A 5238-nucleotide genomic window follows, 5' to 3' on the forward strand; every position below is an offset into this window, starting at 1 on the left:
TCTGCTTCAATTTTTAATTCTCAATACAAAACTGATACTGATGAGTGGTTTAATACTCGCTACAATAAAAATTATTTATTTAATGCACTTATTGGAAAAGAATATAGAGTTGGTACTAATAAACAAAACTTACTTGGCTTCAATGTTAAATTAAGTATTCAAGGTGGAGATAGATATACTATAATTGATGAAGCTACATCAATTATAGAACAAGATGTAATTTATAATGAAACAACTCCATTTACTGCACAAACAAAAACAGCTGTATTAACTCATTTTACTGTTAATTACGAATGGTATAAAAAGAAAACAAGTCATAAACTGTCTCTTAAAATTTTGAATGCCTCTAATTTTAAAGAATTTCAAGGACATAGGTATAATATCAAAACAAATACTGTTGATGAATTTAGAGAAGCGCTAATAATACCTAATATTAGTTATAAACTATCATTCTAATTAGAAATACATTTAATACTTCAAAATAAATAACCCACTAAATTGACATTTTAATGTAATTAAACCGTACACTTTAATAAGGCGTACGGTTTTTAAATGACCGATTATTCTATATTTTTAATTATATTAGTAGCGTATTTACAAATTTTTATCATCAAAAACATTTAAGTTATGGGAAAGGATAAAAAAAGAGTAAAAAAATTTCATCCTTATTTAGAACCTAAAAATAATAAGGTAAAAGAAAATATGTTATTTATTCTTGGTCTTATTTTAATTGCTATTGTAATTGTGATACTAATTTACTTCATACTCTATATGTTTAAACCAGAAGGATCTTTTTAAGTTCAAAATATAATAAATACATTTTAAAAGACGTTTAATGATTAAAATCATTTGATTTTTAACTCAATTTTACTATTTTTGAGTAAAATGCTATAAAACTTTAAAGAGTTTATTATATGCTACAATGTACAATGTGCACTTAACCCCAATTGTAAGCCTATTTTTAATGAAAGAACATAAAAATTATTTAGAACAAAGAAAAAGAGATAAACTCCAAAAAATTTATGTGGTTATTATTGTTGTAGTTATTTACGTATTAATTGCAGAAGCAGTTTATGTTTTTCACGATTCATTTTGATTTCATCATTTTTATTGAAAACCAACCAAGTAATAAAATAATTATTGCCATAACTGTCCATAACCAATTTTTATTTTTAAATAAAGGTTCTTTACCAATAACTTTCTCTTTATCAATTAATAGCTCTTTCCCTAAATTTAAGACTGCTAACGTATCTGGAATTTTTGAAACAAAACGTTTAATATCATAATTTGGTTTCACTGCTTCTTTGTTTCCATAGGTTAAGTAATAAGTTGCCGGCTTAGTAAATCTGGCAATCAATTCGTGAACATAACCATTTACTTGAACAGAGTCAATTAGTAATGGTTCATTATCGTAATTTGAAATATTAATTTTTAACTTTTGAAGTAGCGTACTTTGAAATTTAAATTCATTTTTTTCAATAGAATTAAGTGTTCCTGAAGTTAATGTTTTGTAAATATATTTCCAACCTAACTCTGTTTCTAAACTGTCAGCTAAATATTTTATGGTAAGCGGTCTATAATAATCAAAAGTTTCATTCAAATTAATTTTAACAGAGCTCACAGGTACTTTAGCTGTTAATTTAATTTCAAGTTCGGTTTCTTTTAAGTTTTTTTTGTCAATGATTATAAATTTCTCAATAACATAATTGTTATAACTTCCTTTAGTACTGCTGTTAGATGCAATTTTAGCTATTGATAAGGTTGGTTTTTCATTACTTTTAATAAGTATTCTAAAAAATTGATACTTAGTATTAGGAAAAACTATATTGGTAAATTGGTAATTTGTTTCTGAATTTTTGATAGATAAAATTCGATAATCATTAACAACAGTAAACCATTCTTTTTGATTATTACTTCCTTCAAGAGTTAATTTCCAATCAAAATTTTGTTGTTTAAAATTTAGTTTTAATTGATTTATTGCTTCATTAGTTGGAACCTCTAGCGTAAAATAATAGCCTTTCTTATTGTATGAAGTATTTAACAATTTAAAATTCACTTCACTTGTAATTATTTTTTCAGTTTGAAGTTGCATAAAGTATGGCGCTTCAATAGTATCTTTTTGTTTAGTAATACTAAAAATTCGAATGTCATTAAAGGTTGGTGATACTTTACCAAAAATTTCTTCGGTCAAAACTACTTTGTGCCATTGCTTTGAAACTCCATTTAATTCTCTTTTATAAGTATATTCATTTATTTGAGCATACGAATATGAGCAAAATAAAAATACTAAATAAGCGGTGATTTTAATCTTCATTAGATATTACGTGTTTAAATTTGTTATATAAAAATGAAATTATTAAAAGTAAAAACCCTAACGATAGAAATACTATAGTTTTTGAAATAGTATTAAGGTGTGAAATATCATAAAAGAAAAGTTTTATAAGTGTAATTCCAAATAATGAAATTGCTCCAATACGCAAATGTTTTTTTGATTTCCAAATACCTAAAGAAATTAATACTAATGAATAAACACCCCAAAGTATACTTAAACCAAGTTTATAAGATTGAGGTGAGCCTGAAATATCCAATATGTTTATTAACTCACTACTTACAACCCATAAAATAGTAATGTGAAGCAACAAATCAAATGCTCTTTTTAAATTTACTTTTATAAATACTTGTTTTACGTATTTATAACAAGCAATTAATGCAATTGCAACAAAAGCAAACGAAATATATCTAATTACAATGTTATAACTGCCAACCTGGTAATAAGCAGCTAAAGTTTGCTCTAGATAACTTTCTCTTAATTCACTTAACACATATAATCCTTGAGTTAAAAAAACAGCAATTGCAATGGTATTTATACCAAGATTAATTAACCCAAATTGTCTGTTTTTAATTTTTTCTATATTAATAAATGAAAGTATTGTTAAAAATAAGAGTGAATAATTAAGTATCCATATTGTTTTAAACGATTTTAAATCATAATTAAAATATTGATCATATTCACCCACTGTTAAAATTGAATTTGCATACAATTGATTCCAATAATTTGCTATTTCTAGTCTGAAGGCTAAATAAATAGTACTTAAAAAAATCGTGTTTATTAAAAACGAAATAACTTTTTGTAACCCTTGTCTAGTTTTTAAAGCTGAATTATATGTTGCATTCAAATTCAAACTATTGATAAAGAAAAAAGCAGCTATAAAAAGTAATGAGCTTAAGAAATGAATATTGAAAATAGGTGTTATTTCTACACTACTATCATTATAAGGGTTCAAATGATAATCTATTGACCAATCTTGATATATACTAAAAACGGCCAATATCATTAAATAATATGAAATGTTTTCATAGGTAGAAATTTGTTTTGTTCTCCCAATCCAAAATAACAATGCAGCTTCACCAACCCATAATAATGTTACCCAATTTCCGTCTAACTGAACAGGTATTGCAATGGTAACAAATACTAAAACTAACCCTGAAACAAGGTAAAATAAGTTTTTATCTGCTAGTTTTTGTTTATAAATAATAACACTAACTATAAAATGCAAAATACCATTTCCAAGTGTAAACACACCTAATAATTGACTTCCTATTTCGTGGTTATCCAAAATATGGTAACCAATTCCATAAAAAATAAATGAATTGGCAAGAAGTAATAAGACATCTGTAATTTCAAATTTTTCTTTCTGAAGTAATTTAAATGCAAGAAATGCAATGTAAAATATACCGAAAAACAGGAATAAAAAGAGTGAAGCGAATACAAATTGTTCAGCTATTTCAAATTTGGAGTTATACCAAAAATAATAGATTAACCAAGTTAGAAAAAAGGAGAAAAAGTAAAGTGGCTTCCAATACTTTTTAAATGAAATAACAAGTATTCCAATATTAATAATTGTAATATAGCTAAAAAGCACCGTAATGTTTCCTGAGTTTTCACTTAGTAAAAAAGGAACTGCATAAGCTCCCACCATTCCAATATGAGCTATAATTTGCTTATTGTAATTTAAAGCCGCAACAACAGTAAATACTGTAAATACAACCATTAAAAGAAATGTAATTGTTTGTGGAAACAAGTCGTAAAAACTATAAGCGGCATATGTTATAAAATATAAAATTGCCATAGCTCCGCTAACTAATACCGCGCTAAAATTTAAATATTTCTCTTTCAATTTAATTCCAAAAACCAAAAGACCCAAACCAACTAAATATCCTAAAATAATTCTAGTTAACGGACTTATTAAGTTGTGTTCAATAGAATATTTTGCACCTATTGCAACTCCCATTATAATTATAATAATCCCAATTTTATTAATAAGATTTTCTCCAATAAATTTCTCTAGATTAATACTAGATTTTGATTCACTACTCGGTTTTTGAAGTGTCTGTTTTGTGGGTTCATTTGTAATAGTCTGTTTTTGTTGTTCCGCTTGACTCTTAAACAAGTGAGATGCTTTTGCTTTTGGAATTGCTATCCATAATATTACATAAACAAAAAATCCAATTCCAAAAAAGAAGGAAAGAATTAACCAAATAAAACGCATTAAAGCTCTATTAATACCCAAATAATCCGCTATTCCAGCACATACACCACCAAAAATTCTTTTTTTGGCATTTCTATACAATTTTTTTGATGCTGTATGAGAACTATATGTTGGTTGAGGTTTTATAGGTACAGGTGAAGCTACAGGTGCATCCTCAATTACTTCTTCTTTTTCTAAAGGAATTTTTATTTCAGCTGTTTTTAATTTGAATATTTCTTCCTTTAGTATATTTACTTCTTTTGAAAAATCTTCTTGTCTCTTTAAAAGTAGTTCAAGTTTATTTAGAAGCTTATCTATATGATCTTGATTATTAGTCATGTCTTTTGATATTAAGTGTCAGCTAGTTATGTTTATTTTACTTTCACATAACATTGTTAAAGTTAACAATTAACTTTTAATATTAATAACTTTTAGTTTGTGTTTCATAAAAACAAAAAAGCTTTGTTACTATATAGTAACAAAGCTTTTTATTATCAATTATAAAAATTATTAGTATCTGTAGTATTCTGGTTTAAATGGCCCTTCAACTTTAACACCAATATATGAAGCTTGATCTTCTCTTAATGTTTCTAACTCAACGCCAATTTTAGCTAAATGCAAACGAGCAACTTTTTCATCTAAATGTTTTGGCAACATATACACTTCATTCTTATAAGCTTCTCTATTATTCCATAACTCTAATTGCGCT

General features: G+C 25.8%; 4 protein-coding genes and 1 pseudogene. 2 read left to right on the forward strand and 3 right to left on the reverse strand.

All coding sequences use genetic code 11. The features are described from left to right. Together GQ540_RS12340 and GQ540_RS12345 are read left to right on the forward strand one after the other, a co-directional pair. A pseudogene (locus tag GQ540_RS12340) lies at positions 1-456 on the forward strand (hypothetical protein); the annotation flags it as partial. Between the two features lie 171 nt (positions 457-627). Beyond that, positions 628-798 carry a hypothetical protein gene (locus tag GQ540_RS12345; protein WP_291801540.1) on the forward strand — a complete coding sequence of 57 codons (171 nt, stop codon included), beginning with the start codon at positions 628-630 and terminating at the stop codon, positions 796-798. Between the two features lie 289 nt (positions 799-1087). Here GQ540_RS12345 and GQ540_RS12350 read toward each other — a convergent pair whose 3' ends face one another. The 3 genes from GQ540_RS12350 to GQ540_RS12360 form a co-directional block, all read right to left on the reverse strand. Next, the gene (locus GQ540_RS12350) at positions 1088-2314 is read right to left on the reverse strand and encodes a DUF3999 family protein (RefSeq protein ID WP_291801543.1); all 1227 of its coding nucleotides are present in this window, start codon (positions 2312-2314) and stop codon (positions 1088-1090) included. Further along, complete coding sequence (locus tag GQ540_RS12355) at positions 2304-4868, reverse strand: DUF2339 domain-containing protein (protein WP_291801546.1); 2565 nt, start codon at positions 4866-4868, stop codon at positions 2304-2306. The genes GQ540_RS12350 and GQ540_RS12355 overlap by 11 nt, the downstream gene beginning before the upstream one ends. Before the next feature lie 171 nt (positions 4869-5039). Next, positions 5040-5238 (reverse strand): adenosylhomocysteinase (locus GQ540_RS12360; protein WP_291801548.1); only part of this gene is annotated, 199 nt, incomplete at its 5' end.

The sequence above is a fragment of the Lutibacter sp. genome, assembly GCF_013139515.1.
Lineage (GTDB): Bacteria > Bacteroidota > Bacteroidia > Flavobacteriales > Flavobacteriaceae > Lutibacter.

Coding starts and splice junctions, on each gene's coding strand:
- GQ540_RS12345 (WP_291801540.1), top strand. CDS start 628: ATGGGAAAGGATAAAAAAAGAGTAAAAAAATTTCATCCTTATTTAGAA.
- GQ540_RS12350 (WP_291801543.1), bottom strand. CDS start 2,314: ATGAAGATTAAAATCACCGCTTATTTAGTATTTTTATTTTGCTCATAT.
- GQ540_RS12355 (WP_291801546.1), bottom strand. CDS start 4,868: ATGACTAATAATCAAGATCATATAGATAAGCTTCTAAATAAACTTGAA.